This window comes from Streptomyces sp. NPDC101219 (assembly GCF_044767675.1).
GTDB lineage: Bacteria > Actinomycetota > Actinomycetes > Streptomycetales > Streptomycetaceae > Streptomyces.
On the sequence record NZ_JBIWOK010000003.1, the window covers coordinates 55,389 to 80,456 of the forward strand.

29 protein-coding genes and 1 pseudogene are annotated in these 25,068 nt (G+C 72.3%); 15 read left to right on the forward strand and 15 right to left on the reverse strand.

Annotated elements, in window-relative coordinates; all coding sequences use genetic code 11:
- Nucleotides 1-127 precede the first annotated feature (127 nt).
- Complete coding sequence (locus ACIRPP_RS06370; protein WP_403638447.1) at nucleotides 128-1,009, forward strand: winged helix-turn-helix domain-containing protein; 882 nt, start codon at nucleotides 128-130, stop codon at nucleotides 1,007-1,009.
- The gene (locus ACIRPP_RS06375; RefSeq protein ID WP_403638449.1) at nucleotides 958-1,761 is read left to right on the forward strand and encodes an HAD family hydrolase; all 804 of its coding nucleotides are present in this window, start codon (nucleotides 958-960) and stop codon (nucleotides 1,759-1,761) included. The genes ACIRPP_RS06370 and ACIRPP_RS06375 overlap by 52 nt, the downstream gene beginning before the upstream one ends.
- On the opposite strand, the gene ACIRPP_RS06380 is transcribed toward ACIRPP_RS06375, so the two are convergent.
- A complete protein-coding gene (locus tag ACIRPP_RS06380; protein WP_403638451.1) occupies nucleotides 1,752-1,934 on the reverse strand; it encodes a hypothetical protein in 183 nt (60 codons plus the stop codon). The genes ACIRPP_RS06375 and ACIRPP_RS06380 overlap by 10 nt on opposite strands.
- 174 nt (nucleotides 1,935-2,108) lie before the next feature.
- Between ACIRPP_RS06380 and ACIRPP_RS06385 the strand changes: the two genes are divergently transcribed.
- The gene (locus ACIRPP_RS06385) at nucleotides 2,109-3,017 is read left to right on the forward strand and encodes a winged helix-turn-helix domain-containing protein (protein WP_403638452.1); all 909 of its coding nucleotides are present in this window, start codon (nucleotides 2,109-2,111) and stop codon (nucleotides 3,015-3,017) included.
- On the opposite strand, the gene ACIRPP_RS06390 is transcribed toward ACIRPP_RS06385, so the two are convergent.
- Nucleotides 2,983-3,741 carry an HAD family hydrolase gene (locus tag ACIRPP_RS06390; protein ID WP_403638454.1) on the reverse strand — a complete coding sequence of 253 codons (759 nt, stop codon included), beginning with the start codon at nucleotides 3,739-3,741 and terminating at the stop codon, nucleotides 2,983-2,985. The genes ACIRPP_RS06385 and ACIRPP_RS06390 overlap by 35 nt on opposite strands.
- Nucleotides 3,742-4,126: 385 nt before the next feature.
- Here ACIRPP_RS06390 and ACIRPP_RS06395 point away from each other — a divergent pair, with 385 nt between their 5' ends.
- Together ACIRPP_RS06395 and ACIRPP_RS06400 are read left to right on the forward strand one after the other, a co-directional pair.
- On the forward strand, nucleotides 4,127-5,167 hold the full coding sequence (locus ACIRPP_RS06395; RefSeq protein WP_403638456.1) for a phosphotransferase family protein: 1,041 nt from the start codon (nucleotides 4,127-4,129) through the stop codon (nucleotides 5,165-5,167).
- Nucleotides 5,168-5,496: 329 nt separating this feature from the next.
- The gene (locus ACIRPP_RS06400; protein WP_403638458.1) at nucleotides 5,497-6,243 is read left to right on the forward strand and encodes an alpha/beta hydrolase; all 747 of its coding nucleotides are present in this window, start codon (nucleotides 5,497-5,499) and stop codon (nucleotides 6,241-6,243) included.
- A gap of 164 nt (nucleotides 6,244-6,407) precedes the next feature.
- Here the strand turns inward: ACIRPP_RS06400 and ACIRPP_RS06405 are convergent, their stop codons facing one another.
- Nucleotides 6,408-7,256, reverse strand: a complete 849-nt coding sequence (locus ACIRPP_RS06405; protein WP_403638460.1) for an NAD(P)H-binding protein — start codon at nucleotides 7,254-7,256, stop codon at nucleotides 6,408-6,410.
- Nucleotides 7,257-7,402: 146 nt separating this feature from the next.
- On the opposite strand from ACIRPP_RS06405, the gene ACIRPP_RS06410 reads away from it, so the two are divergent.
- The 3 genes from ACIRPP_RS06410 to ACIRPP_RS06420 all read left to right on the forward strand — a co-directional run bounded on the left by ACIRPP_RS06410 (nucleotide 7,403) and on the right by ACIRPP_RS06420 (nucleotide 9,055).
- On the forward strand, nucleotides 7,403-8,065 hold the full coding sequence (locus ACIRPP_RS06410; protein ID WP_403638462.1) for an HAD family hydrolase: 663 nt from the start codon (nucleotides 7,403-7,405) through the stop codon (nucleotides 8,063-8,065).
- Between the two features lie 187 nt (nucleotides 8,066-8,252).
- On the forward strand, nucleotides 8,253-8,474 hold the full coding sequence (locus ACIRPP_RS06415) for a hypothetical protein (protein ID WP_403638464.1): 222 nt from the start codon (nucleotides 8,253-8,255) through the stop codon (nucleotides 8,472-8,474).
- On the forward strand, nucleotides 8,471-9,055 hold the full coding sequence (locus ACIRPP_RS06420) for a hypothetical protein (RefSeq protein ID WP_403638466.1): 585 nt from the start codon (nucleotides 8,471-8,473) through the stop codon (nucleotides 9,053-9,055). Before ACIRPP_RS06415 ends, ACIRPP_RS06420 begins: the two co-directional genes overlap by 4 nt.
- Before the next feature lie 85 nt (nucleotides 9,056-9,140).
- Here the strand turns inward: ACIRPP_RS06420 and ACIRPP_RS06425 are convergent, their stop codons facing one another.
- Nucleotides 9,141-9,584, reverse strand: a complete 444-nt coding sequence (locus ACIRPP_RS06425; protein ID WP_403638468.1) for a DUF6228 family protein — start codon at nucleotides 9,582-9,584, stop codon at nucleotides 9,141-9,143.
- A 236-nt stretch (nucleotides 9,585-9,820) separates the two neighbouring features.
- On the opposite strand from ACIRPP_RS06425, the gene ACIRPP_RS06430 reads away from it, so the two are divergent.
- The 3 genes from ACIRPP_RS06430 to ACIRPP_RS06440 all read left to right on the forward strand — a co-directional run bounded on the left by ACIRPP_RS06430 (nucleotide 9,821) and on the right by ACIRPP_RS06440 (nucleotide 11,604).
- Nucleotides 9,821-10,414: a helix-turn-helix domain-containing protein gene (locus ACIRPP_RS06430; RefSeq protein WP_403638469.1), complete on the forward strand. Its 594-nt coding sequence runs from the start codon at nucleotides 9,821-9,823 to the stop codon at nucleotides 10,412-10,414.
- A gap of 79 nt (nucleotides 10,415-10,493) precedes the next feature.
- On the forward strand, nucleotides 10,494-11,123 hold the full coding sequence (locus ACIRPP_RS06435) for a hypothetical protein (protein WP_403638471.1): 630 nt from the start codon (nucleotides 10,494-10,496) through the stop codon (nucleotides 11,121-11,123).
- A gap of 148 nt (nucleotides 11,124-11,271) precedes the next feature.
- Nucleotides 11,272-11,604, forward strand: a complete 333-nt coding sequence (locus tag ACIRPP_RS06440) for a DUF2516 family protein (protein ID WP_164333867.1) — start codon at nucleotides 11,272-11,274, stop codon at nucleotides 11,602-11,604.
- Nucleotides 11,605-11,730: 126 nt separating this feature from the next.
- Here ACIRPP_RS06440 and ACIRPP_RS06445 read toward each other — a convergent pair whose 3' ends face one another.
- The 3 genes and pseudogenes from ACIRPP_RS06445 to ACIRPP_RS06455 form a co-directional block, all read right to left on the reverse strand.
- Nucleotides 11,731-13,098 carry a PP2C family protein-serine/threonine phosphatase gene (locus ACIRPP_RS06445; protein WP_403638473.1) on the reverse strand — a complete coding sequence of 456 codons (1,368 nt, stop codon included), beginning with the start codon at nucleotides 13,096-13,098 and terminating at the stop codon, nucleotides 11,731-11,733.
- Between the two features lie 713 nt (nucleotides 13,099-13,811).
- Nucleotides 13,812-14,912: pseudogene (locus ACIRPP_RS06450) on the reverse strand (NlpC/P60 family protein); the annotation flags it as partial.
- A gap of 293 nt (nucleotides 14,913-15,205) precedes the next feature.
- Nucleotides 15,206-15,997 (reverse strand): class I SAM-dependent methyltransferase, encoded by a 792-nt coding sequence (locus ACIRPP_RS06455; RefSeq protein ID WP_403639153.1) that lies wholly within the window; start codon nucleotides 15,995-15,997, stop codon nucleotides 15,206-15,208.
- A gap of 399 nt (nucleotides 15,998-16,396) precedes the next feature.
- Here ACIRPP_RS06455 and mshA point away from each other — a divergent pair, with 399 nt between their 5' ends.
- The gene (gene mshA / locus ACIRPP_RS06460) at nucleotides 16,397-17,779 is read left to right on the forward strand and encodes a D-inositol-3-phosphate glycosyltransferase (protein ID WP_403638475.1); all 1,383 of its coding nucleotides are present in this window, start codon (nucleotides 16,397-16,399) and stop codon (nucleotides 17,777-17,779) included.
- Nucleotides 17,772-18,332 (forward strand): YbjN domain-containing protein, encoded by a 561-nt coding sequence (locus tag ACIRPP_RS06465; protein ID WP_403638477.1) that lies wholly within the window; start codon nucleotides 17,772-17,774, stop codon nucleotides 18,330-18,332. The genes mshA and ACIRPP_RS06465 overlap by 8 nt, the downstream gene beginning before the upstream one ends.
- Nucleotides 18,333-18,438: 106 nt before the next feature.
- Here the strand turns inward: ACIRPP_RS06465 and ACIRPP_RS06470 are convergent, their stop codons facing one another.
- Entirely contained in the window at nucleotides 18,439-19,164 is a 726-nt protein-coding gene (locus ACIRPP_RS06470) for a VIT family protein (RefSeq protein ID WP_403638478.1), read from the reverse strand.
- 385 nt (nucleotides 19,165-19,549) lie between these two features.
- Between ACIRPP_RS06470 and ACIRPP_RS06475 the strand changes: the two genes are divergently transcribed.
- Nucleotides 19,550-20,359 carry a hypothetical protein gene (locus ACIRPP_RS06475; RefSeq protein ID WP_403638480.1) on the forward strand — a complete coding sequence of 270 codons (810 nt, stop codon included), beginning with the start codon at nucleotides 19,550-19,552 and terminating at the stop codon, nucleotides 20,357-20,359.
- Nucleotides 20,360-20,470: 111 nt separating this feature from the next.
- Here the strand turns inward: ACIRPP_RS06475 and ACIRPP_RS06480 are convergent, their stop codons facing one another.
- Nucleotides 20,471-21,292, reverse strand: coding sequence for an AraC family transcriptional regulator (locus ACIRPP_RS06480; RefSeq protein ID WP_403638482.1), 822 nt, complete (start codon nucleotides 21,290-21,292; stop codon nucleotides 20,471-20,473).
- A 50-nt stretch (nucleotides 21,293-21,342) separates the two neighbouring features.
- Between ACIRPP_RS06480 and ACIRPP_RS06485 the strand changes: the two genes are divergently transcribed.
- Entirely contained in the window at nucleotides 21,343-21,762 is a 420-nt protein-coding gene (locus tag ACIRPP_RS06485; RefSeq protein ID WP_403638483.1) for a DUF2000 family protein, read from the forward strand.
- An 11-nt stretch (nucleotides 21,763-21,773) separates the two neighbouring features.
- Here ACIRPP_RS06485 and ACIRPP_RS06490 read toward each other — a convergent pair whose 3' ends face one another.
- From ACIRPP_RS06490 to ACIRPP_RS06515, 6 genes are all read right to left on the reverse strand, one after another.
- Complete coding sequence (locus tag ACIRPP_RS06490; RefSeq protein ID WP_403638485.1) at nucleotides 21,774-22,199, reverse strand: hypothetical protein; 426 nt, start codon at nucleotides 22,197-22,199, stop codon at nucleotides 21,774-21,776.
- Nucleotides 22,196-22,477, reverse strand: a complete 282-nt coding sequence (locus ACIRPP_RS06495; RefSeq protein WP_403638487.1) for a CopG family transcriptional regulator — start codon at nucleotides 22,475-22,477, stop codon at nucleotides 22,196-22,198. Before ACIRPP_RS06495 ends, ACIRPP_RS06490 begins: the two co-directional genes overlap by 4 nt.
- 112 nt (nucleotides 22,478-22,589) lie before the next feature.
- Nucleotides 22,590-23,519: a hypothetical protein gene (locus ACIRPP_RS06500; RefSeq protein ID WP_403638488.1), complete on the reverse strand. Its 930-nt coding sequence runs from the start codon at nucleotides 23,517-23,519 to the stop codon at nucleotides 22,590-22,592.
- Between the two features lie 270 nt (nucleotides 23,520-23,789).
- Nucleotides 23,790-24,008, reverse strand: coding sequence for a DUF397 domain-containing protein (locus ACIRPP_RS06505; protein ID WP_403638490.1), 219 nt, complete (start codon nucleotides 24,006-24,008; stop codon nucleotides 23,790-23,792).
- A 24-nt stretch (nucleotides 24,009-24,032) separates the two neighbouring features.
- Nucleotides 24,033-24,164, reverse strand: coding sequence for a DUF397 domain-containing protein (locus ACIRPP_RS06510; protein ID WP_403639155.1), 132 nt, complete (start codon nucleotides 24,162-24,164; stop codon nucleotides 24,033-24,035).
- Nucleotides 24,127-25,041 (reverse strand): helix-turn-helix domain-containing protein, encoded by a 915-nt coding sequence (locus tag ACIRPP_RS06515; protein WP_403638491.1) that lies wholly within the window; start codon nucleotides 25,039-25,041, stop codon nucleotides 24,127-24,129. Before ACIRPP_RS06515 ends, ACIRPP_RS06510 begins: the two co-directional genes overlap by 38 nt.
- Between the last annotated feature and the right edge of the window lie 27 nt (nucleotides 25,042-25,068).

Consider the following 25,068-nt stretch of genomic DNA (forward strand, 5'->3'; position numbering starts at 1 on the left):
CCGGTGGCGTAAGTGTTCGCCAACTCTGCCGAGTTGGCTGCCAACTCTAAGGAGGTTGTCCCCGCTTGGCAGATATCCATAAACAACTTCCCGGCAACTCCCCAAAGATGGATCAAAGTTGTAGCGTTTGGTCGTGACCCAGGAGAACGTCGCCGTGAACGGCAGCAGAAAGCTCTCCGCCCAGGAGATCGCCGAGGCCCTGCGCGAGCGCATCCGCAGCGGTGAGCTCAAGGCGGGCGAACGCCTGCCCACCCAGGCCGAACTCGCCGAGCAGTACGGTGTGGAACGCGGCACCGTCCGCCAGGCCCTGCGCACTCTGCAGGAGGCCGGCCTGCTCACCCACGTCACCAAGGGCACCCCGCCCCGCGTCGCCGAACCGGTGACCGCCCCGGAGGAGCCCCAGCCGACGATGGTCGCCCTCGCGCCCCGCCTGACGGACGCCTTCGGCGCCGACCATGTCCGCATCGACGTCGTCTGCCACACCTCCGAGACCCTGATGGTCGCCCTCGGGCAGCCCCTGCGCATGATCCACGAGGGCGCCGTCCGGCCGCAGTCCATCGACTTCCGCATCCTGCTGCCCTCCCGCTCCATCAACCTGGCCTTCCCGGTCCTCGTCGAGGAGGACGGCGACGGCAGCGACCCGGTCCACGACCGCTGGCTGTCCATGCGCAACGCCCAGGCCCAGGTCCTGCGCCACAACCTCCAGGCCGTCCGCGCCACCCACGGCATCGACGTCCAGGTCCGCTTCCGCGCCCTGCCGTTCACCCCGCCGATGAAGCTGTACCTGCTCAACGGCGCGGAGGCGCTCTACGGCTACTACCGGCTGGAGCGGCGCGAGGAGGAGTGGGACAGCCAGACCCTCGACATGTACGACGTCCTCGGCTCCCAGTCCCTGCTCTTCTGCTTCGCCCGGCAGGCGGGGCAGCGGGACCGGGCGTTCGTGGAGGAATCGCAGAAGTGGTTCGACGCCCTCTGGGAAACCATCACGACCGACCTGACACTCTCCTAGTGACTCCTGATACGACGCAGACTGATGCGGTGACGTCCGAGACCGGGAAAGAGCTGGCCGCACTACGGGAACTGATCACCCCCGCCCGCGTCGTGCTGTGGGACTTCGACGGCCCCATCTGCCGCCTGTTCGCCGGGCATTCGGCGGAGCGGGTGGCCCGCGAACTCGTGGAGTGGCTGGAGCGGCAGGGGCTGAGCGGGCTGCTCAGCGACGAGGAGCGGGAGCACCCCGACCCGCAGGTCGTGCTGCGGGCCGTCGACCGCCGGCACCCCGGCAGCGACCTCGTCACCGAGCTGGAGGCCCGGCTCACCGCACAGGAGCGGCACGCCGTGGTCTCGGCCCAGCCCACCCCGTACGCCGACCCGGTCATCCGCACCTGGTCGGCGCTGGGCGGCCGGTTCGCCGTCACCACCAACAACTCGGCCCGCACGGTGGGCGACTACCTGGCCCGCCGCGGCCTGCTGGACTGTTTCGCCCCGCACCTTTACGGGCGGACGATCCGGCTCGACCGGCTGAAGCCGGACCCGCACTGCCTGCTGCGCGCCCTCCAGGCCATGGGGGCGGCGGCCGGGTCCGCGCTGATGATCGGGGACAGCCCGGAGGACCGCGAGGCCGCCCGCCGGGCCGGCGTCCCCTTCCTCGGCTACGGGCGCGACGAGGACAAGAGTGCCGCCCTGCGCAAGGCCGGGGCGCAGGTCGTGGTGGACTCGCTGGAGAAGGTGCTGCACGTCCTGCGCTCCCCTCAGGCCTGAAGCAGCAGGCAGGTGAAGACGACCGCAACGCCCACCGCCAGCCCGTCCTGCCGGGCCCGCACGGCCACCGCACCCGCGCACACCAGCACCAGGCCGACGAAGCCGAGTCTGTCCTGCGCCAGCAGCCCCACCGAGAACTCCAGGACCGCACACGTCGCGTGAAATAGAAACATGTCCCCCACCCGCGTCCCTCACCGGTGACGGCGGACCCATCACCCCGTCCAATTGGGCTGGTTGCCTTAAAGTGGTTGTCCCCTGACGAGGAGATCCCTTAACAAGCCCGCCGCAGTCAGGCCGAGTTGACGGAAAGTGGTGTGCTCCGGGGCGCGGAGCGGTACGGTCGGCGTGTGGACGCGGAGCACACCGGAGAGGGTGGCGGCAGGGAGTTCAGGCGGGTCCTGGAGACCCTGCGCTCCCGCATGCTCGACGGCACCTATCCGCTGAACAGCCTCCTCCCGCCGCAGCGGGAGCTCGCCCAGGAGCTGGACGTCTCGCGGGACACGGTCCAGCGGGTGCTGCGGGAGCTCGCCGACGAGGGCTGGGTGCGGTCCCGGCGGGGCAGCGGCTCCAAGGTGATCAAGACCCAGCGCATCCAGGGCACGACCCCGCCGCCGGCGGAGGAGCCGGTGATGACCCTGGGCCGGGTCATCGGCAGCGCCTTCGAGCAGGACGAGGTCACCCTCGACGTCTGCACGCTGACGTCGGAGTCCCTCGGCATCCACGTCCGGCTGCTGCTGGACCGCATCCGCGCGGGGCAGAGCACCGCTCCGCGCAGTATTCACGTCCGGCTGATGCTGCCCGCCGAGTCCGTCCCCTGGCCCTACCCGGTCAACGTGGCCGACCCGGCCGACGACCGGCCGCGCGAGCGGCTGCGGGAGATAGCGCGCCGCAGCACCGCGACCCTCGAGGAGACCCTGTACGAGCTGAAGTCCGAGAACTTCGTGACGGACGTCCGCCTGGAGATCCGGCACGCCCCGACCGTGCCGGACTTCAAGGTGTACCTGCTCAACAAGAACCGCATGCTGTACGGCACCTACAAGGCCATCCGCCGCAAGATCAGGCTGTCCACCGGTGAGTCGGTCGACGTCGTCGACGTCCTCGGCCTCGACGCCGCGCTCCTGTACTTCAGCGGGGACGGCGGACACGCCGTCGACGCCTACATGGTGGACGACATGCAGGCCTGGTTCGACTCACGGTGGGAACTCCTCACCGAGGAGGGCGTCACCGCACAGGCAGCCGCCGCGCCGCCCGCGTGACCGGCCCGAGCGAGGCGACCACCCCGTCGGCGCCCAGCCCTGCCATCCGGCGCCGCTTGTCCCGGTCGCCCGTGCACCCCAGAAAGCGGACCCCGGCCCGCTGGGCGGCCTCCAGATCCGTCACCTGGTCCCCGATCAGCAGGACCCGCGACCGGTCCGGCCCGCCGAGCAGCTCCAGCGCGCAGTTCACCAGGTAGGGGTCCGGCTTCATCCGGCGCGGCTCGTCCGGGTCGCGGCCGCACACGCCCGCGACGTGGCCGGCCAGCCCCTCGCGCGCCAGGTACTCCCGCACCGGCCCGGCCGCGTTGTTGGTGACGACGACGACCGGCAGCCCCGAGCGCCGGAACTCCCGCAGCAGTTCCCCGGCCAGCGGGGTGGGCCGGGCGGTGCGCACGGCGTCGTACTCGTACCGGGTGACGATCTCGTGCGCCAGCCGCAGGGGCTCGCGGGTGAGGTGCTCCGGGCGGTGCTTGTCGGCCATGTCGCCCAGCCGCGGCAGGATGCCGTGCGAGTCGTGGCAGTCCTCCACCTCGCGGTCCAGCCGGCCCCAGTGGCCGCGCGCCATGGTCTTGATCTCCGCGGCCACGTGCGCGGTGGGGACCGGGCCGAACAGGTCGCAGACGGGGCCGTCGAAGTCGAGCAGCACCGCCTCGGTCCCGGCGAGCAGGGCGGGCAGCGCGGTGCTCCGCGCGCGGTCCCCGACACCCGGAAGCGTCGATGTCATTGAGCAAGGATGCACGAAGGGCGCCGGACCGGCAGCCCGAACGTCAACTCGCCGCACTTCTGTCACTCCCCGGGCGGCACCGGGCCGCGTCCGGCGGCAGTCCCGGGACCCTGTACGGCCCCTCCCCGGCCGGGGCCGGGCGCCTGCGCCCGTGAACCACCGGGTCCGGCCGCTCGTACTGGTGGGCGTTCCGTCGTCCGCGCGGGCGACGCGAGCAGCACCGTCCCGAGATCGTGCTTCTGGCACGATGCACTGGCGCGGGGGAGTACGGTTCTCCCCCACCCTCAGTCCTTCGACGCGGCCTCTGGTGAAAGAACGGGCGATGTCACCCGAAACGGCTTCCACGACTCGACGGCGTGCCGTTGAAATGAGTGGTGACGCGAGCGTGGTGGTCGGTCCACTCACGGGATACCACCACGAGACGTACGTGTTCCCGCTGCCCGACCCCACCGGCACCGGCCCGCAGGTCCGCTGGAAGTGCCGCGAACCCCGCCGGGGCCTGCTGTGGTTCGACCGGCGCTGCTTCTACTCCGAGGAGATCCTGCTGCGGGAGCTGCAGGGCCGCGTCACCGGCATCCCCGAGATCATCCGCGCGGGTTCCACGTCCCTGCAGCGCTTCGTCGAGGGCATGACGCTGGGCACCCTCCACGCGGCGGGCACCGCCGTCCCGGAGCACCTGGCCGGCCAGATCACCGGCATCTTCGGGCAGTTGGCCGCGCTCGGCGTGGGCGACGTGCGGGCCCGGCGCCGGTGCCGGACCGAGGACCGGCCGGCCGACGGGGACACCACGGGCTTCCTTCAGCGGCTGCTGCACTTCACCGAACGCCGGGTGTACCGGCACAACAGCAAACGCTTCGAGACCCTGTTCCGGGCGCTCGGCGTGGACGCCGTGTGCTTCGACCGGCTCCGGCTGCGGCTGCGGGACCTCACGCCGAGGCCGTTCTGCCTGCTCCACGCCGACCTGCACCGGGAGAACTTCGTCGTCGACCCGTACGGCGGCCTGTGGACCATCGACTGGGAACTCGCCATGGTCGGGGACCCGTTGTACGACCTCGCCACCCACCTGCACCTGATGCGGTATCCCGCGGCGCAGGGCGAGGAGATGACCGCGCGGTGGCGGGAGGCCGTCGAGTCGGTCCGTCCGGGAGCGTCCCGGGGGTGGGAGGCCGACCTGCCCAGACTGCTCGCCTACAAGGGCGCCCAGTCGGTGTTCACCGACGCCATCCGGGCGTGCCTGTCGCTCGAAACTGCCCCGGACGACGACCCGGACACCTACGACCACGCGGCCGTGCAGCTCCACCAGGTGCTCACCGCCGCCGCGGATCCCCTCGGCCTGGAGGCGGTGCCGAGTCCGCGCGACATCTCGTCCGCCCTCACCCGCTGGTACTGGGAACACCGGGAGTCCCCCGCGCGCGGCGCGCAGTAGCGTGCGCGTGGCCGATTGAGCGGGGAGGCGTAGGTGCCGGAGCCGTGTCGCGGTTCGACCACGCCCAGGGCGGCGAGTGACGTCGGGGACGGTGAAGGGGTGAGGGGCGGCTGAGGGGATCCCGGGAGAACGGGCAGGAGGCCGGGGTCCGGGGCGGGAAAACCCGTTGGGCGCCCGGGCCGGCCGCTGCTAGGTTCGGCGAGGCCGTGCGGCAGAACGAGGAGGTGGTATCCGTGAACGCATCGACGTGGGTACTCCCTCCCCGGGACACGGTCGGGCGATAGGTCGCCCGGGAGTGCCGTTCCAGCGCATTCCCGAAAGGCACGACCATGGCCCTTCACCTCACCTCGAAGCGACGCCTCGACGACACCGTCCTCGAACGCGACCTCACCCTCGACGGGGTCCCCGGCATCCTGTGGACGCCCGCATCGGCCTCCGCGGCAGCACCGGTGCCGCTGATCCTGCTCGGTCATCCCCCGCTCGGCCTGCACGCCATGCATCCCCGTCTGGCGGCACGGGCCCGGCACGCCGCCGCGGACGGCTTCGCCACGGCCACCATCGAGCTGCCCGGCTGCGGTGACCGGCCCCGGTGGCCCGCCCTCGAGCAGGCCCGCGCCGACCTGGGCCGGGCGATGCGATCGGGCGAGCCGGTCGGCGACGACGTCATCGACGCCCTCGTGCTCCCGCTCGTCGACCGCGCGGTCCCGGAATGGCGGTCCGCCCTCGACGCCCTCCTGCCCCTGCCCGAGATCGACGGCCCGGTCGGCTACTCCGGGGGCCTGATCTCCGTCGGCGTCCGCCTCGCGGTGGCCGAGCCGCGCGTCGTGGCCGCCGGTCTCTTCGCCGGGAGCTTCGTGCCCCGCGTGATCACCGAGGAGGCCCGCCGGGTCACCATCCCGCTGCACGTCCTCCTGCAATGGGACGACGAGGGCAACGACCGGCAGGCACTGCTGGACCTGTTCGACGCCTTCGGCTCCGAGGAGAAGACCCTGCACGCCAACATGGGCGGACACACCGGCGTCCCGCACCACGCCGCGGACGCCGTCGCCCAGTTCTTCACCCGGCACCTGAGGTGAGACGGGGCCGCGGGGCGGTCGGCGGAGGGTGAACCGGGGGCCGGGAGCCGGGAGCCGGAGGGCCAGTGAGCCGGTGAGCCGGGACGTCGCCCGTCGTGACGGCTCCCGGCCCGCGCCCGTTGGGTCCGGCTCACTCACCCGGGCTCACCCGTGGCCGGGCTCACTCACCGGTCGGCCGACAGGAAGGCGCGGAGGGCGAGAGGGGACCGCCCGGTCAGCCGGACACCGTCGTCGCTCACCAGATCCCACCGCTGCTCGCGCACCGAGGCGAACAGCGACGAGAACGCGTACAGCCACCAGGGATCCAGCCCCTCCGCCGCCGTCTCGGCGCAGTAGGTCCGGTCCGGGACGTCCACGTAGGCGACCGGCGTCTCCCACCCCTCCGCCGCGGCCGCGGCGATGCCCGCCAGATCCGCCGACTCGGGCCCGGTGATGTCATGGTGACGGCCGGTCGGCTCGCCCACGGCGAGCGCGGCGAGCGCCCGGGCCACGTCGTCCCGCGCGACCAGGGAGACCCGGCCGTCCCCGGCGGGGAGCCGAAGCAGCCCGGTGGTGCGTGCTGTGACGAGCCATCCCCGGAAGAACTCCATGTACAGCGAGGCCCTGGCGAACGAGCACGGAATGCCGGACGCCAGGAGCAGCTCCTCGGTCAGCCCGTTGACGACGGCATAGCAGAACGGGGACGCCGTGTCGGCGTCGACGCTGCTCAGGGCGGCGACATGGCCGACACCCTCGGCGATGGCGGCGGCGACCAGGTTGCGGTGGTGCATCAGCATCCGCGCGTCGGGCCCGTCACTGGAGACGAGGACCAGCGTGTCGACACCCTTCAGCGCCGCACGCAGCGCGGGCGGATCGGCGTAGTCGGCCACGGCGACCGACACCCGCGCCGGGAACGCCTCCGCGGGAAGACCCCGCCGGGTCATCGCCACGACGTCCACGTCCGCCCGCTCCGCGAGCAACCCGACGACCCGCCCGCCCAGTCCGCCCGCCGCTCCGGTCACCGCGATCCGCATCTCGTCCCCTCGCTGCTCGACGTCATCGTCCGTGCTCCACGGTAGAGAGCCGGGCGGCCGGCGGCAGGGGATATGACGCGTTGCCGCACGATCAGGGCGACCACCGACCCGGCCCGGTGTCTCGCGGGTAGTGGCATCCTGGGCCGGTGTTCTCATCCGATCCCGTGGGCGCCGTGTTCTTCGACGTCGACGGCACCCTGGTCCCCGGTACGAGTTCGTCGGTCTTTCTGGCCGGCTATCTGGGCCACCGGGACGAGTTGACCGAAGCGGAGGACGCCTACGCCGCCGGTGCCATGGACAACCGGCAGGTCTCCGAGCTGGATGCCGCGGGCTGGGCGGGGGCGCACGTGGACGAGGTCTCCGGCCGGCTCGAAGGGCTTCCGCTGGTCTCGGGCATCACGGAGACCGTGGCCTGGTGTCGGCACAACGGGTTGGTGCCCGTGCTGGCAACCCTCGCCTGGTCGCCGGTCGGCAGCTACCTGACCGACCGCTTCGGCTTCCACGCGTTCAGCGGACCCGAACTGGAGACCGTCGGCGGCCGGTTCACGGGGCAGGTCGCCCGTCACTTCGACGAGTACGGCAAACGGGATGTCGCCCTGGCGCAGGCACGTGAGCTGGGGCTGTCTCCCCGTGCGTGCGGGGCGGTCGGAGACAGCCGATCCGACCTTCCGCTGTTCGCGTCCGTCGGGCTGAGCGTGGCGTTCAACGCATCGCCCGGAGCGCGCGGGGCGGCGACCGTCGCGGTGGACGACGAGGACCTGCGGGGCGTGCTTCCTTCGTTGAGTCGCCTGATCACGAGCACTCTGTGAGTGGGAAGGGCTTCCGCAGCCCGCGCGGGCCTCGCCGAACGCGCCGCTCCTCACCCAGCGATCATGTGAGCGTGACGCTGTGGATCCGCGCCTACGACGGCGAGAGCGATGTCTGGTCGTACGTCGAGCTCGACAGCGAGGAATGGGCCCTGCGTCAGGCCGACTGCACGGACCTCAGCGCCGGCCCGTGGCCGCGGCCTCGCCGGCGGAGGTCATCGAGATCCGTGACCGGGGCGGCCTCGCGGCCATGGCCGCCTACGAGCGGCGGTACGGCGTCCTCGCGGAAGGAGCCCTGCACGGATGGCGGGAGGCGGACGGCGCTGCTGAGACCACCCGCCAGGAATTCGAGTCGACGTGGGCCGCTGCGCGAGAGATCCTCGACGCGGATCGCACCGAGGAGACGACTTGATCACGGAGTATCAGCAGAAGCTGCGCGAGCGCTATCTCGCCGCCACCGTCATGCCCGCTCCCGAGCCGTGGCAGCCGGTGACGGACCGCAGGACTCCCATCGGGGGCCTTCTCGGCGTGGGATTCGCCGTCCATCCCGACAGCGGACACGACCTCGTCATGGTCGTGACCAGCGACGGCCACGGACTCTTCGACGCGGTCACCGGCGAGAAGATCGCCCGTGACCGGGACCCCGATCCGGAAACGAGCACCCCGGACGCCCACCCGGACCTCACCTGCCCCGGGCTCGGCCCCGTCGCGGGCGTCCCGGTGCGCATAGCCGGACTCTTCGGCGGCGGCCTGCACAGCACCACGCCGGACGGCTGGACCCTGGACGTCGTCAGCCCCGAGTGGCCCCACGACCGCGTCATCCTCTCCGCCGACGGCGGGTCCCACGACGGACCGGCGGGAGGGACGTGGTGGCACGTCTTCCACTCCGATCACTCAGCACTCCGCGCAGCCGGATTCTCGCCTTCCGGCCTGACCCTCGCGGTCGTCACCAGCAGTGACCTCACTCTCTGGACTCGGCCCGTGCACTCGTGACGTGGGACGCGGCGCCGCCCTCGGCCTGGAACCGTCCTTCGGCCGCAAGGTGCATGGCCTGCGCGGTGAGCTCGGCCTCGGCGTGTCACTGGTGCTCCCCGGAGAGGAAGTGCCGGATGTCGGCGGCCAGGGCGGTCATCTGCTCGCCGGCCTCCAGCCACGTGGTCGCCGAGGCGCTCCAGCCGGCGGCGGCCCGCGGCCAGGGTCGCACCGTCCAGGTCAGCCCGACGTGGCCGCCCGACCGGAAGACGGCCGACACCGCCAGGTCTCTGTCGTTGTTCTGCCAGCTCCGTTCGCCGTCCCATCCCCGGTAGTCCGCGGCCAGTTCGCCCACAAACGCGGTGAGATCGCTGTCCCAGATCCAGGCGACCACCTCGTCGACGCGAGCGGTCAGACCCGGGGCCCGCAGCTCGACGGCATAGTGCACGGAGTCCGCGTCGAAGCTGAACCGGTCGCAGAACGTCACGCCCACGGATGCGTTGTCCTGGCAGCGGATGGTCACGCAGGGCCTGTCGTCCGGGGAGGTCATGGCCGGAACGCTAGACCGGCACCAGGTACGCCGTCATCCGGATTCGTCGCCGGTCGGGTGGAGGGGGGCCGCGCCCATTTTCGCGTGCAGGTTCAGGGGCCACGGGGAGGGCGGTGGCTGAGCAGAAGCGGTCAGGCAGGCCATGTGGACGTCCGGTCGGCCGCGTAAGCGTGAGGCGGCACACTTCTGCAAGCAGGTTGCTTGCAATAGTTAGCGCGGTGCGCGACAGTGGGGGCATGGCATCGCTCAACGTCGGCAATCTCGGTGAGTACCTGCGGGAGCAGCGGCGCAGCGCGCAGTTGTCGCTGCGGCAGCTCGCGGATGCCGCCGGGGTGTCCAATCCGTACCTCAGCCAGATCGAGCGCGGGCTGCGCAAGCCGAGCGCGGAGGTGCTGCAGCAGGTCGCGAAGGCGCTGCGGATCTCCGCCGAGACGCTGTACGTGCGGGCCGGGATCCTCGACGCCGAGCGGGACCGGGACGAGGTGGAGACGCGGGCCGTGCTGCTCGCCGACCCCACGCTGAACGAGCGTCAGAAGCAGGTGCTGCTCCAGATCTACGAATCCTTCCGCAAGGAGAACGGGTTTGGGGCCGCCGAGGACGGCGAGGCGACAGGGGCGGCCGGTGCCGACGGTGCCGACGGTGCCGAGCCCGGGGACCTGGTCGCCGAGGACGTCGACGACGGTGCCGAGTCCATACGTCGGGGCCGTGCGGCCGACGGCGGGAAGCCCGCCGGACGCCGTGGCTCCACCAGCAAGGGCGGTACGTCCGCCGAGCGCCGGTCCCGCAGGGCCGGCGGCAGTGACAGCGATCCGCAGCAGACGGCCGGCTGAGCCGGACCAGGGCACCGGCCGTCCGCCGCGGACCACAGAAAGACCCTCAGCCGAAACGACATCCGGGAGGACCATCACCATGGCCATCACCGACGACCTGCGCAAGACCCTCAGCAACCCCACCCCGCTCTACTTCGCCGCCGGCACGGCCGACCTGGCGCTGCAGCAGGCCCGGAAGGTGCCCGCCCTGGTGGACCAGCTGCGGGCCGAGGCCCCTGCGCGGATCGAGGCCGTGCGCAACACCGACCCGAAGGCCGTCCAGGAGAAGGCCGGCCACCGGGTCAAGGAGACCCAGGAGAACCTCCAGGCCAAGGTCAACGAGCTGATCGGCTCGCTCGACACCGATCTGAAGAAGCTGGGCGAGACCGCCCAGGACCTCGCCCTGCGCGGCGTGGGCGTGGCCGCCGAGTACGCGGTCAAGGCCCGGGAGACCTACGAGAAGGTCGCCGAGCACGGCGAGCAGGCCGTGAAGACGTGGCGCGGCGACACCGCCGAGACCATCGAGGACATCGCGGTCGCCGTCGAGCCGAAGGCCGAGACCAAGGCCGAGCCCAAGCCGGTCGAGGTCAAGGACGAGAAGCCGGCCGCGGCCGCGACGCCGGTCGCCACGCCCGCCTCCGCCGCGGCCGCCGCGGAGAAGAAGGCCACCGCGAAGAAGGCGCCGGCCCGCAAGAGCACCGCGAAGCGGACCACTCCGCCCGCCAAGTGAGCCACGTCTCGGACCGTGGCCGTCGGCGGCGGCCGGGCGGGCCGGGCACCTTTGCGGTGTCCGGCCCGTTCTTCGGATAGCCGGCCGGCGGTTGCGGGTACGGTGACCGCGTAAGGACGAGCCGAGTCGGGTGGTGGACGTAGTGCTGATGCAGGGCTTCGCGGGGTTCATGTGGCTGCTGAGCATGGCCCTGATCGTGTTCAGCGGCTTCGCGCTGATCGACGCCGCCGTGCGCCGTGAGGACGCCTATCGCGCGGCGGACAAGAAGACCAAGCCGTTCTGGCTGATCGTGCTCGGGCTCGCCTTCGTGGTGAACCTGATCTTCAACATCCTGTCGTTCCTGCCGATCATCGGGCTCATCGCGACGATCGTGTACATGGTCGACGTGCGGCCCGCCCTGCGCGGCATCTCCGGCGGTGGCCGCAAGTACGGGGGATCGAGCAGCGACGGCCCCTACGGCCCGTACAACGGCGGCCGGTAGCAGGCGCCGCACCGGCCGCGGCGGCCGCGGCGGCCGCGACGGTGGCCGGCGGCCGCTGACCCGCCCGCGTGGATGCCGGGGGCGAGCTGCCCCGGCCAGAGCAGTACCGGCCCGGGCGGTGCGGGCTCAGGCCGTGCGGTCCAGCAGCAGTACGGCCACGTCGTCCGTCAGCTCGCCGCCGTTGAGGTCCCGGACCTCGTTGACGGCGGCCCGCAGCAGTTCCTCGCCGCGCAGGCCCTCGGAGAGCTGGCGGCGGACCATCTCGACCATGCCGTCCTGACCGAGGCGTTCCCCGCCCTCGCCGATCCGGCCCTCGATCAGACCGTCCGTGTAGAGCATCAGCCCCCACTCGGCACCCAGCTCCACCTGCGTCCGCGGCCAGCGCGCGCCGGGCAGCAGGCCGAGCGCGGGGCCGTTGTTGTCGTAGGGCAGCAGGCGTACGGGCAGGCCGGGGCGGAGCAGCAGCGGTGACGGGTGTCCGGCCAGGCACAGGCCCGCCCGGCGGCCGTCCGGTGCGATGTCGACCGTGCAGAGCGTCGCGAAGATCTCGTCGTCCGCGCGCTCGTGTTCCAGCACCTGCTGCAGCGTGCCCAGCAGCTCGTCCCCGCACAGCCCGGCCAGTGTGAGCGCCCGCCAGGCGATGCGCAGCTCCACGCCGAGCGCGGCCTCGTCCGGGCCGTGGCCGCAGACGTCGCCGATCATGGCGTGCACGGTGCCGTCGGGGGTGCGGACGACGTCGTAGAAGTCACCGCCGAGCAGGGCGCGCGAGCGGCCCGGGCGGTAGCGGGCGGCGAAGCGCAGCTGTGAGCCGTCCAGCAGCGGGGTGGGCAGCAGGCCGCGCTCCAGCCGGGCGTTCTCCTGCGCGCGCAGCCGGCCCTCGGCGAGCCGCCGCTCCGCGGAGTCGGAGCGCTTGCGCTCCACCGCGTAGCGGATCGCCCTGCTCAGCAGCCTGCCGTCCAGCTCGTCGCGGAAGAGGTAGTCCTGGGCGCCCACGCGCACCGCCTCCGCGCCGCGCTCGGCGTCGCCGGACGCGGTCAGTGCGAGCACGGCGTGCCGGGGCGCGAGCTCCAGGACGTACTTGAGTACGGCCAGCTCGTCGTCACCGCCGCCCACCCGGCCCGGCGCGGGCAGCGCCAGGTCGAGCAGGATGCAGTGCACGTCGTCGGTCAGCAGCCGCTCGGCCTCGGTGAGGTTGCGGGCGGTGCGCACACGGATCGGCTTGCCGGCCTGGTCGAGCAGGTCCGGCACGATCGGCGAGCCCGCCGGATCGTCCTCGATCAGCAGCAGGGTGAGGTTCTGGTGCGCGGTCGCCTCGGCCCGGCCCGGCGTGGACGTGGCCTGGTCCGTGGTGGTCGCGGCCTGGTCCGCCGTGCGCGGGCCCGCTGTCCGGTACTCCGAGGAGTCCTGGACGGGACCGCCGTTCACTGGTGCGGCGGGCGCCTGACCACTTTCCGCGGCCGGGATCGCTCTCTGCCGCGGTACGGGTGCGGGCATCGTTCCGGGTTCCTTCCCTCCCCCCGAGGGCATGGTGCGGGGCCGGGCTTCTCGGCCCTACCCCCGGCGCGCTGCTTCGTGCGAGCAGGGGCAGCCCCTTCGAACGGGGACGATAGCGGGTGGCGGCGGCGCAGCGGAATGGTGTGGAGCACGCGGTTCGGCCAAGAGCCAGTGTCATATGCCGCGTTTTCGCCCGCAGTTGGACAGCCCGCGCATGCTGCGGGGATGACGAACGTCACGTTGACGGGCTCGGGTCGGCGGGATCCGCGTGCGCTGCGTCACGTGGCCCGCGTCACCGGGGTGTTGGGGAGGGCGGAGGCGGGACGGCAGGCCGCCCGGGTTGTGGGCTTGCGTCCCCTTGTGGGGAGGGCGTGAGTGCCGCTGGTGGCGGGTGTCGCAGGCCACCCTCAGCTCGCGTCCGCTCCGGTGTCCGTGCCGGTGTCCTTGCCCTTTTCGTCGCTTCCGCTTCCGGAGGTCCGTGTCCCGGCCGACGAATCCTTCTGGGTCTTCTTCTCGGCCTTCTTCTCGGCCTTCTTCTCGGCGTTCTTCTCCGCGTTCTTCTGCTTCTCCGGGTTCTCGTCCGCTCTGCCGTTCGCGGTGCCGTTCGCCGTCTTCTTCTCAGCCTTCTTGTCCGACGTCGCCCCGGTCTTCTTTTCCGTCTTCTTCTCCGGAGCCGACGGTGGCGTCGTCCCCGTCGTCGCCTTCGCGCCGGGGTCCGGGCGTACGACGCCGAGGATCGGCATCGAACCCGCGCCCGCGAGGGTCACCGAGCGTCCCGGCCGGGGGGCGTGCACCATCGTGCCGTCGCCGACGTACATACCGACGTGGCTGGCGTCGCCGAAGTAGATGATGAGGTCGCCGGGCCGCATGTCCTGCACGGCCACGCGCGTGAGCTGCTTCCACTGGGCCTGCGAGGTGCGCGGTATGCCGCGCCCGGCCGAGGCCCATGCCTGGGAGGTCAGCCCGGAGCAGTCGAAGGACGCCGGGCCCTCGGCTCCCCACTGGTACGGCTTGCCGATCTGCGCGGTGGCGTACGCGACGGCCTTCCTGCCCTGGGCCGTGGCCTCGCCCGTGATGTCGTCGAGGATGCCGGAGCTCAGCCAGGCGGCCTGCGCCTGCTGCGCGGCCTGCTGCTCGAGCCCGGCCAGGCGCTCCTTCTCCTCCTTCTCCAGCTCCGATTCCAGCTTCTCGGCCGCCGCGATCTTCTTCTCGATCTTCTGCTGGGCCGCGGCCTTGGCCTTCCGGCCCGCCTCCAGCTTGCGCCACTGGGCGTCGGCGTCCTTGGCGTACTGCTTCAAGTCGGCCTGAGTGCGGGCCATTTCGCCGAGCAGGCCCTTCGTGGCGTGCTGGCCCTGGCGGACCCGGCCGGCGCCCTCGAGGAAGTCCTGTGGATCGTCGCTGAGCATCAGGTGCGCCTCGGGCGGGAGTCCGCCGCCCCGGTACTGGGCGGCGGCCGCGGCACCGGCGCGGTCCTTCAACTCGTCCAGTTTCTCCTGGCCCTTGACGATTTTCTGGGCCAACGCGACGATCTGCGCCGACTGGTCCTGCGTCTTCTCCTCGGCGGCGTTGTACTCGTCGGTGGCGACGGCCGCCGCGCGGTAGAGCTTGTCCAGCTTCTTGCGCACGGCGTCGAGTTCGGCGTTGGTGACCGGAGTGGCCGCGCTCGCGGTCGCGCCGGGGGTCGGGTCGGGTGCGGGGGCCGCGAAGGCGGTGCCCGGTGCCGCCAGCACGGTGACCGCGCAGACCACGGCCACGGCAACGGTGACCAGTCCCCGCTTTCCACTCCCGGTACGCGTCCCCGGCGCCGTGCCCATGACTCACTCCCCCATCTGGTTAACGGTCGGTAACGTGCGGTCGCCCGGGGGATGTTGCCATGTCGGCCCGCGAAGCAACAGGGGGAGTGGCCCGCTGTGCGTCTCGCCCGACCCTCGCCGGTCCGTGCGGCTTGCCCGTACCGCGGTCCGTCCCCTCCGGGTGTTTTCCGCCCTCACCGCCCCGGCATGTCGATCACCCCATGGATGTGACGAACGACTCACGGAGATCGTTCCCGGGCCGGCTGTCCCGGCTGTCGCGGGCTGTCCCGCTGTCCTGCTGTCCGGCGGTGCGCTCAGGTGCGCGGCGCCAGGGCCTCCCACCGCACCGTCACTTCGCCCTGCCGCCACCGCACCGGCCCGTCCGTCACCGGCCAGTCCGCGGTGAGGTCCCGCACCGCGCGGATCCAGCGCTGTCGGGCGCCGTAGGAGGCGTAGGGAGCGGCGGCGGCCCACGCGCGGTCGAAGTCGCGGAGGAAGGCGTGCACCGGTTCGCCGGGGACGTTGCGGTGGATGAGGGCCTTCGGCAGGCGTTCCGCAAGGTCGGACGGCTGCGCCAGGGAGCCGAGCCGGGTCGCGAAGGTGACGGTGCGCGGGCCCTCCGGGCCGAGCGCCACCCACACGTGCCGGCGTCCGATCTCGTCGCAGGTGCCCTCGACGAGCAGCCCGCCGCGCGAGCCGGTCGCCGGGTCGGCCGGGGCGAGCCGGCCGCACAGTCGCCGCCACACCTCGGTGACCTCGGCCTCGTCGTACTGGCGGAGTACGTTCGCCGCGCGCACGAGGACGGGGGTGCCGGGGACCGGCAGCTCGAAGCCGCCGTGCCGGAAGTCCAGCCCTTCCCGCGCGTAGGGCCGGGCGGCGGTGACCCGGGCCGGTTCGATCTCGATGCCGGTCACGCGGGTGCGGGGGGCCACGCCGCGCAGCCGGTGCAGCAGTTCCACAGCGGTCCAGGGGGCCGCGCCGTAGCCGAGGTCGACGGCGACCGGCTCGTCGGCGCGGCGCAGGTCGGCGCCGTGGGTGGCGACGATCCAGCGGTCCATGCGGCGCAGCCGGTTCGGGTTGGTCGTCCCCCGCGTCACCGTGCCCACGACGGGCGCCCCGCGGCCCGGGCGGGGCCGGGCATGGGGAAACGGGGTGGCGCGGGTCGTCATGCCTATGAGGGTAGGCGGGTACCCGGCGCCCCACGGCGGCTACGGCGGCTACGGCGCCCACGCCCGCGGCGCCCGCGCGGTGCCAGGGAGCTCAGGCCGACGGCGTCCCCGTGCCCCCGGGCGCTCCCGGCGCGAGCCGCAGGCCCGCCGGTCCACCCCACCCGCGCCACCACACGCACCATCAACTCGAACGGTTGAGCGACAAACGGTAATGATTCGGCAAAGACCGCTTCCGGGGAGGTCACCCGGAAATGGGAGCGCCCCCTTCCGGCGTTGCAGTCCCGGAGGCCGCACGCCCCGTGCTCGCCATGCCCACAGCCCGAGGAGGACCGCCACGTGAGCCAGTACATCGGCAGGCTCGGGCGGCGCTCCCCGGCCGTGCCCACGCGGCTGCGTCTGCACCGCAGGCAGCCCCGCCGGGTGGCGATGCTCTCGGTGCACACCTCACCGCTCCACCAGCCGGGCACCGGCGACGCGGGCGGCATGAACGTCTACATCGTCGAACTCGCGCAGCGCCTCGCCGCGATCAACATCGAGGTCGAGATCTTCACGCGCGCGACCACCGCCGCCCTCCCTCCCGCCGTCGAACTGGCCCCCGGCGTCCTCGTCCGGCACGTCGACGCCGGCCCCTACGAGGGGCTCGCCAAGGAGGAGCTGCCCGCCCAGCTGTGCGCCTTCACCCACGGCGTGATGCAGGCGTGGGCGGGTCACCGTCCCGGCTACTACGACCTCGTCCACTCGCACTACTGGCTCTCCGGCCACGTCGGCTGGCTCGCCGCCCAGCGCTGGGGCGTGCCCCTGGTGCACGCCATGCACACCATGGCCAAGGTCAAGAACGCCAACCTCGCCGACGGCGACACCCCCGAACCGGCCGCGCGCGTCATCGGCGAGACCCAGATCGTCGACGCCGCCGACCGCCTGATCGCCAACACCACCGAGGAGGCCGACGAACTCGTCCGCCACTACGCGGCCGACCCCGGCAAGGTCGCCGTCGTCCACCCCGGCGTGAACCTGGACCGTTTCCGCCCGTTCCCGAAAGGGTGCGGCGAGCTGCGCGCGGGGGAGGGCACCTCGGCGGCACGCGCCGCCGCCCGGGCCCGCCTGGGCCTGCCGCAGGACGCGCTGATCCCGCTCTTCGCGGGCCGCATACAGCCTCTGAAGGCCCCCGACGTGCTGCTCCGCGCGGTCGCCGTGCTCCTCGGCGAGCGCCCCGAACTGCGCTCCCGGATCTGCGTGCCCGTGGTCGGCGGCCCCAGCGGCAGCGGCCTCGCGAAGCCGGAGGGGCTGCAGAAGCTGGCCGCGCGGCTGGGCATCGCCGACGTGGTGCGGTTCTGTCCGCCGGTCGCGCAGGAGCAGCTCGCGGACTGGTTCCGGGCCGCGTCGGTGCTCGTCATGCCGTCCTACAGCGAGTCGTTCGGCCTGGTCGCCATAGAGGCGCAGGCGGCCGGCACGCCCGTGCTGGCCGCCGCGGTCGGCGGCCTTCCGGTGGCCGTGCGCGACGGACACACCGGCGTCCTCGTGCGCGGGCACGATCCGGCCGCATACGCGCGTGTGCTGCGCGACTTCGCCGACGACCCGCACCTCGCCGACCGGATGGGCGGGGCCGCCGCCCGGCACGCGCAGTCCTTCGGCTGGGACACCGCCGCGGCGGCCACCGCCGACGTCTACGCCGCCGCGACGCAGGCGCACCGCCGTCACGTACGCTCCCACCATGGCTGACCACGCGGAGGCAGAGCAGGCAGGGCAGCGGGTGACCCGGGTCATCGAGGACGTCCTGAAGGACGCCGAGCTCGAATGGGAGAGCCCGGATCCCGGCACGTACGTCGTGAAACTCCCCGGTACCCGCAAGCTGTCCACGACGCTGTCCCTGATCGCCGGCCGCCACACGCTCTCCCTGAACGCGTTCGTCATCCGCCACCCCGACGAGAACGAGGCGGGCGTCCACCGCTGGCTGCTGGAACGCAACCTCAAGCTGTACGGGGTCTCCTACGCGGTCGATCCGCTCGGCGACATCTACGTAACCGGGCGTCTGCCGCTGTCCGCCGTCACGCCGGAGGAGCTGGACCGCCTGCTGGGCCAGGTCCTGGAGGCCGCCGACGGCAGCTTCAACACCCTGCTGGAGCTGGGCTTCGCCTCCGCGATCCGCAAGGAGTACGCCTGGCGGGTGTCCCGCGGGGAGTCGACCCGCAACCTGGACGCCTTCACCCACCTCCTGCAGCGCCCCTCGGACGACCAGCGCCCCTCGGACGACCAGCGCCCCTCGGACGACTGACCCCGCGCCCCCGCGCGTACATCCGCGCCCGCCCCGCGCGTACATCCGCGCCCGCCCCGCGCATACACCCGCGCCCGCCCCGCCCGTACGAAGGGCACGCGCCCGGTCAGATCTGCGAGCCGACCAGCAGGCCGATGCCGTAGGTGACGGCCATGGCCGCCAGCCCGCCCACGACGACCCGCGTCACCGCGCGGCGCTTGCTCGCGCCGCCCACGTGGGCGGAGACCGAGCCGGTCACCATCAGGGCGAGGACCACGGCCCCGACCGTGGACGGCACGGCGACGGACCGCGGCGTGAGCAGGATCGCGAGCAGGGGCACCAGCCCGCCCACGAGGAAGGCCAGCATCGACGAGAGCCCCGCGTGCCACGGATTGACCAGCTCGTGCGGGTCGATGCCCAGGTGGAGGCGGGCGTGCGCGGTCAGCGCGTCTTTCTTCGTCAGCTGCACGGCCACGGGCCGGGCGAGGTCGGGGTCGATGCCGCGTTCCTGGATCAGTCCCGTGAGCTGCTTCAGCTCCCTGGCGGGGTTGGCCTTCAGCAGCCGGCGTTCGGCGGCCAGTTCCGCCTTCTGCGAGTCGCGCTGACTGGACACGGAGACGTACTCGCCCACCGCCATCGACAGCGCCCCGGCCGCCAGCGCGGCGATGCCGGAGGCCAGCAACGCGCTGTTGCTCACCGCGGCGCCGGCCACGCCGACGACCAGCGCCGCGGTCGAGACGATGCCGTCGTTGGCCCCCATCACTCCCGCGCGGAGCCAGTTCAGGCGACGGGAGATCGTGCCGCTCCGGTTCTCCTCCGCGGTGCCTTCCGGCCCTGCGGGGCGCTCGTCCATCACATCCACCTCTTCCCCGGAGTGCCCGTCCGTTCCGACTGCGTCCTCGAGTCCACGTCTCAGCGAAGCGCCTCAGCGAGAACGCCTCACCGATCACGCCTCACCGATCACGCCTCGGCGATCACGACTCAGCGATCACACCTCAACGAAAACGCCTCAACGAAAACGCCTCAACGAAAACGCCTCAACGAAACGTCTCACCCACAACGTCTCACCCATAACGTCTCACCGATACGCCGATCACGCGCCGAGAACCGCCACCGCTGCGCCCGCCCGGTGGCCGCACCGGTCGGTCAGGGGTCCGAACGGGCGTGCGGGACCGGGCTGTTAACCTGCCGCGATCCGGGTCCCGAGCACAGGGGTCCCATGCATGAAGAGGACGTGCATGCGCACAGGCAGATCCGCCCTCGTGGCTGCGCTCTCCGGAGCACTGGCCCTCGGGGCGTTCACCGCACAGCCCGCCCACGCCGCCGACACCGGCATCAAGGTGTCGAACGTGGTCGTGAACAAGGGCAAGCCCATGGTCGTGGGCACCAGCGACACCAAGTACCCGACGATCAGCTACCGGGTGACCTGGCCCGCCGGGTACACCATCAGCACGGCGACGACCAACCCGTTCATGTACCACGGGACCACGCCCGCCAAGGCGTACACGGCCTCGGGCGACCAGCTCTTCCACGCCGACATGATCACCTGCTACGAGGACGGTACGCGCGCCGCGAACTGCGAGGGCACCCTGCGCATCCGGCCCCGCGAGAACCTCGACTCCGCCAAGGACGCCACCACCTGGAAGCTGGGCGCCGTCGCGTTCCTGGAGAAGAAGGGGGGCAAACTCGACCACGAGTACCTGAGCACGTCGGGCACCCTCCAGGTCAAGCGCGCGGCCCGCGCCACGGTCAATGCCTCGCCGGAGCCGGTCGTCAGGAACAGGACGCTCACCGTCACGGGCAAGCTGACCCGCGCCGACTGGGCGAAGCGCACCTACGCCGGGTACGGCAACAAGCTGGCCAAGCTGCAGTTCCGCAAGGCCGGCACCAGCACGTACACGACGGTCAAGACGGTGCGGGCGAACTCCAGCGGCAACCTGAAGACCACGGTGAAGGCGACCGTGGACGGCTACTGGCGCTGGACGTTCGGCCAGACGGCCACCACGGGCGGCGCGACGGCGGCGGGCGACTACGTCGACGTGAAGTGACCGCGACCGCCCCGCCGTCCGGAGCCGAACGCCCCCGGCGCCCGGTTCCGGACGGCGCGGCGGTACCCAGCCGGCGGTCCGCTCGCACAGCGGCCACCCGCCCGGCCTTCCCTACGGGCGTTCCCCGTCCCGGTACCGCCCTGGAGTCACCCCGACGAGCCTGCGGAAATGCCGGGTGAGGTGGGCCTGGTCGTAGAACCCGGTGGCGACCGCGACCTCGCTCGGCGCACGCCCCTCCAGCAGCAGCCGCCGGGCCCGCCCCACCCGCCGGGACATCAGGTACTGGTGCGGTGCGATGCCGTAGGCGCCGCTGAACGCCCGTACGAGGTGCGCGGGATGGGCGGACAGCACGTCGGCCGCCTCGCGCAGCCCGATGCCCTCCACCACCCGTGCGTCGAGCAGCTCCCGCAGGCGCCGGGCGAGGACCGGGTCCCGCAGCGGGGTCCGCGCCGGCCCCCGGGACCGCAGGTGCTCGCGCAGCCGCTCCCCGACGAACGTCAGCCGGCTCTCCGCCTCCAACTCGTCGCCCGGCCGGGCCAGCGCGGTGTGCACCTGCCCGACGCGCCGCCGCAGCAGCGGGTCCCGCAGGTCGGGGCCGTCCACGGCAGGCCCGATGAGGTCGTCCCCGAGGTGCATGCCGTCGAGGTAGAGCACCCGCTTGCGGAAGCCGTCCGGGGTGGCGGGGGAGCCGTTGTGGGGGATGTGCGGCGGCAGCAGGGACACGGTGTCGTGCGGGGTGCCGTGCTCGTGCCGGTCCAGGTCGTACCGGACGGCGCCGGAGTCCACGATCAGCAGCGTCCAGGCGTCGTGGACGTGCATCGGATACGCGTACTCCGTGAAACGCGCGTGGAACACCTCGACGACACCCGGCACCCGGGGCCGCCAGGCGGAGACGGTCGCCCCGGACGTCCCCACGGAGCGCGCTGCGGCCATGCAAACAACGTACAAGACGCCGGCGTGCCCCGATCGGCAGTCTCAACGGCATGACGACCCCACGCTTCGACACGAAGATCGCCGTCCTGCTGCGCGACGACCTGGAGACCTGGCAGCGCCTCAACGTCACCGCGTTCCTGGTCAGCGGCCTGGGCAGCCAGTTCCCCGAGGTGATCGGGGAGCCCTACGAGGACGCGGACCAGGTCGGCTACCTGCCGATGTTCCGCCAGCCGGTCCTGATCTTCGAGGGCACGAAGGAGACGCTGCGCACCGCCCACACCCGCATCCTCGCCCGTGCCCTGCCCCGCGCCGTCTTCACCCGCGACCTGTTCGCCACCGGCCACGACGAGGCCAACCGCGCGGCGGTCCGCGCCGTCGGCACCGCCGACCTGGACCTCGTCGGCCTCGCGGTGCACGGCCCGAGGAACGCGGTCGACAAGGTCCTCAAGGGGGCGCGGATGCATCCGTGAGCCGCGCGCCCTCACACCTTGACGACGACGACCGTGTCCGGGACCAGTCTCTCCAGGTCGTCGACGTCCGACGTGAAGACCGTGACCCGCCCCTGCTGCCGGCGGGCCACCACGGCGAGGACCGCGTCGATCGCGTGTTTGTGTCCGTGCAGTGCCGCGTCGGCCAGCAGCCGTCGGGCCTGGCGTGCCTCGTCCCGGCCGATGTCGGCGACCTTCAGGCGGGACAGCACCCAGTCCCAGCGTTGCTCGGTCGTCCGGCCGTCGTACGCCTCGATCAGCGTCAAGGGAGAGGTCACCACCTCCGCCTCGCCCCGGGCGGCGAGGTCGAGCCGGGCGATCATCCGACGGTCTCCGCGCACGGCCAGGGACAGGGCCTCGCAGTCGAGGACGAAGACGCGCAGCGACGACTGTTCCTGCCCGCCCCGCCCGTTCCTCACGCGGCTTCCCCCGCGTGCGGCTTGCGTGCTGCGGTCCGACGGCGCTCGTGCTCGGCGTCCAGGTCCTGCAACTCCTCACGGGCCGCCGCCCGCTCCTCGTCCGTCACCGCACCGTGCTCCTCCTGGAGCCAGCCGACCAGCTCCACGAGCCGGTCGCGGTCCCGCTTGAGCCGCAGGGCGTCGGCGACGTAGGCGGACAGCCCCCGCTCGCCGGTCTCCCCGCGGATCTCCTCCAGGAGCTCCTCGGGGATCGTCACGGTCACCTTCTTGGTCGCCATACAAGAAACCATACTCGTGGTGCTCCAGGGAGTGCTCGTCGGGTGACGGCGGCGGGCCGCCGGGTGGCGTGCCCTCGCCCCGCCCGGGGCACACCCCGCCACGAGCACGCGCTCACCCCGCCGCACGGAAGGCCTCCGCCGGTGCGGCCGCCGCCGGACGGCAGTCGCGGCAGCGGCCCGGGGCGGGGGACCGGAAGGCCCGTTCACAGCCGTCGCAGGTCTGGAACGGCAGGACGGCCGTGGGGCGTTCCACGGGGTGAGCCGGCCGCACCGGCTCGGGCAGCGGCGTCTCCCGGAGCCGGAAGGCGAGGACGCCTGCCGGGCGGGTGCGGAAGTGGTCGGGGAGTCCCGCGGTCAGCCGCTCGGTGATGCCGGACGGTCCCACACCCGCGGCCAGCCACTGCGTGACGGCGGGCGCGAGGCGGGCCGCCTCCTCGGCGGACAGGACGAGCCGGGGGTCGACCCGGCGGAGGGAGGCAAGGACGGCGATCGCACGGGGATCGGCTTCGGAGAGCGGGGGAGAAGCCGGGGGCTGCGTAGGCTGCGCGGGCTGGTGGGGCTCGTCGGCCTCCGGCTGAGCGGCTTCTCGAACGGCGGGCCGGAAAGCAGCCGTTGCGCCGACGGCTTCAGGTGCCGCCCTGCGGGGCCGGGGCGGGGTGGGCGGTTCGGGCGGCCCGTCCGGTTCCGGGGGGCCGCCGGGTACGTCGTAGAAGTACGTCCGGGTGCGGATCCGGCCGCTGGGCAGGCGGACGCGTCGGCGCTCCAGGTACCCGGCGTCCTCCAACTCCCGCAGCGCGCGCGAGATCAGGATCTCGCCCTCGGTGAAGTGCCCGCACAGGGCGGCGATGCTGACGGGGGCTCCGTCGGGCAGGGACAGGATGTAGGCGGCCACGCCGATCGTGACGGCGCTGCCGCGCCGTTGGGCGAGGGCGTTGGCCATCACCGTGAAGTCGGCGGTGAGCCGGGTGCGTACGTGGAGCACACCCGAGGTGGAAGGTCCGGTGTCCGCGCGCAAGGGCGCGTTAGACTGCGAGTCAGCCATGGGGGAAGGGTCGTCTTCCTGCTTGGTGAGGCCCTCGTTCGGGATGCCACTCCCGCCCGGGGGCCGTTCTGATTACTGTCGTCGCCGGGAACGTAACGGTCCGTGACCCACCCGGGCAAGCCGGTCACCCGGACGGGTGACGCAGCCGGGAGGGTGGGTGGGCGGGTAGTTCTTTCCCCCGGTTCTTTGGAAGCCGCGCGGCCCACCGCCCCCTCGCGAACGAGGAACCGGCGGGCCGGAATCGCGGGACGCGACCGGTACCCGGGCGACTCAGTGCCGGTGCCGACCGGCCTTCAACTCGCCTATGAAGGCAGCCCAGGTGGTGGCTCGGAAGGTGAGTACGGGGCCGTGAGGTGCCTTGCTGTCACGGACGGGGGCGAGGCCGGGGACCCCTGCGGCCACCTCGACGCAGTCGCCCCCTTCCTGATTGCTGTAGCTGCTCTTGCGCCATCCTGCGCCGTTCCGGTCGGGTCGGGACGTGCGGGTCACGCGGGCTCCCTTCGACGGGCTGCTTCAGCTCAGCGGACGTGCGGTCTTCAGCGCGCCTATGAACGTGGCCCACGCTTCCGTTCGGAAGGCCAGTACGTGACCGTTTACATCTTTGCTGTCACGGACGGGGGCGAGGTCGGGCACCCCTGCGGCGATCTCGACGCAGTCCCCTCCCGCCTGATTGCTGTAGCTGCTCCTGCGCCACTCTGCGCCGTTCAGATCGGGACGGGACGTTCGCTCCACGGTAGTTGCCCTCCATCGCGGACCGGATCATGTCGAGCGACATGAGCGGGGGCAGGGCTGCCGCCCGTAGCCGATCGTAAATCACCCGGTAACGGGTGACCTCGTCCGTTCCTTCGATGAGTTGGCCGTAGTCGGAGCCCTCGGTATAGGCGGCCTCCGAGCCGTCCGGCAGAGCCAGAAGCGTCAGGGAACCGCCCATTGATTCATGCCCGCCCTGGTCGAAGGGCAGTACCTGGATTCTGAGACGGAGCTGAGTGGCCGCATCGAGAAGGCGTTGCATCTGCTCCCGCATCACGACCGACCCGCCCACCGGGCGGCGCAACACGGCCTCGTCCAGGATGACCCACAAGGCCGGTCGATCCGGGGACGCAAGGCGCTCCTGGCGCACCATGCGTGCCGCCACTCGCTCCTCCAACTGATGCTCGCCACTGAGCATGACGTCGAGACCCAGTACCGCCCGGGCGTAGGCCTCGGTCTGCAGAAGGCCGGGGACGACGTGCGCGGCGTACTGGTCGATGACCTTCGCCCGTTCGGAGAGTTCGATGAACGCCCGTGACCAGTCCGGGAACGCCTCCCGGTACACGTAGGGCCACAGGTCGACCAGCAGCCCATCGGCTTCCAGTGCCGCATCCAGTGCCCGCGTCAGCTCCAGTGTCGGGCGGGCCCCGGAGGCCCGTTCGATCTGGGTGATGCGGGTGCTCACCACGTGGGTCAGTGCCCCGAGTTCGGCCTGCGTCAGGCCCGCCGCCGTGCGGAGCTTGCGCACCCGGGAGCCGAACAGCGCGGCCATGGACGTACCCGGGTCAATTCCTTTGGC